The 1,290-nt window shown below is 55.4% G+C and carries 2 protein-coding genes; both read left to right on the top strand.

Going from position 1 to position 1,290, the window contains the following annotated elements:
• Nucleotides 1–32: 32 nt before the first annotated feature.
• Nucleotides 33–314, top strand: a complete 282-nt coding sequence (locus tag IQ219_RS19710; protein WP_194019766.1) for a hypothetical protein — start codon at nt 33–35, stop codon at nt 312–314.
• Nucleotides 314–1,290: FAD-binding oxidoreductase (locus tag IQ219_RS19705; RefSeq protein WP_194073750.1), on the top strand; the 977-nt coding region annotated here is incomplete at its 3' end. The genes IQ219_RS19710 and IQ219_RS19705, both read left to right, overlap by 1 nt.

Below are 1,290 nucleotides of genomic sequence, written 5' to 3'. Positions count from 1 at the left end.
CTGTTTCACCACTTCCCGTTTACGGTTTCCCCATGATTAGCGTTGATTTGACCCTTAAATATTCCCCCATGCCCGTGTCCGTACAGCGGAAGGAAAAGGATGCGGCGGAAACCCTCTATCAGACTATTGTTACTGCCATGCAGGGCGATCGCCCCCAACTGTTGGAACTGACCTGTGAAAAGCAGACCGAGAAAAAGGTGGCCATTATGAGCGATCAGATCAGTGCGGTCATTGTTTCTGAAAAAGATGGTTCTGCTTCGGCGGGGAAAGTACCTGGTTTTGCCGCCTTGGGCCAAATTGTTAATCAAGGTTAATGGAAAATTTCGATGCCATTGTAGTCGGGGCCGGCATTACCGGAGCGGCGATCGCCTATGAATTACAAAACCAAGGGCAACGGGTACTGTTACTCGAAAAGCATCGTCAGCCGGCCAACGCCACGGCCTTGAGCTATGGTGGCATCATCTATTGGGCTGGGGCCACTCCCTTGCAGCGGCAGTTGTGCCATGAAAGTCGGTACCGCTGGACCCATTTGAGCCAGGAACTGGGGGGAGAAACGGAATATCGTGAACTGGAGCTATTGCTCTATCTCCGCCCCGGAGACGATGCCCAGGTCCTAGCCAAGCAGTTTGACCATTGTTTAATTCGGCCCCAACGGGTGGACCGTTTAACGGCGATCGCCATTGAACCCCAACTCAATCCCGATGGCATTGGGGGCGGGTTTGTGGTGCCCCAGGGCCATGTCCACGGCGGCAAAACCGTTAACGCCTATCTGCAAGCCTTTATCCGCCAGGGGGGCATAGTACGCATCGCCACAGTCCAAGCATTAATCACCAAGCAAAACCGTGTGCAGGGGGTCTCCACCGGGGCGGGAAATTTTTTTGCCCCTAAAGTGATTTTGGCGGGGGGAGGCCAAAGCCGTGCTCTGCTGCCGGGGCCAGGGCTTAATTTTCCCCTTTATTTCACCCACGCCGCTGTTCTGCAAACCACCCCCAGCAAGGAAAAGCTCCGCTGTGTGATTATGCCGGCGGATTTACAGCAACGCCCCAATTTGGAAGCCCTAGCTCCAACCTTGGATTGGCATCAGCCCAACGACCATTGCGTCGCCACTGTTTTGGAACCGGGGGCAGTGCAATTTTTCGATGGCAGATTGTTCATCGGTCAAATTAGTCAACTGGTCACCTCCCCCCATTACCGCCCTGACCTCGCCTGGGCCCAACAGCAGCTACAAACGGCGATCGCCCCCATTCTGCCCCGCCTGGCCACCCTGCCGGTCACGGCCCACCATTGCCT

Origin of the sequence: Synechocystis sp. LEGE 06083, from assembly GCF_015207725.1 — a bacterium.
GTDB classification, from domain to species: Bacteria; Cyanobacteriota; Cyanobacteriia; order Cyanobacteriales; family Microcystaceae; genus Synechocystis; species Synechocystis salina.
The sequence above is the reverse complement of the archived record's forward strand: the minus strand, read 5'-3'. Positions and strand labels throughout refer to the sequence as shown.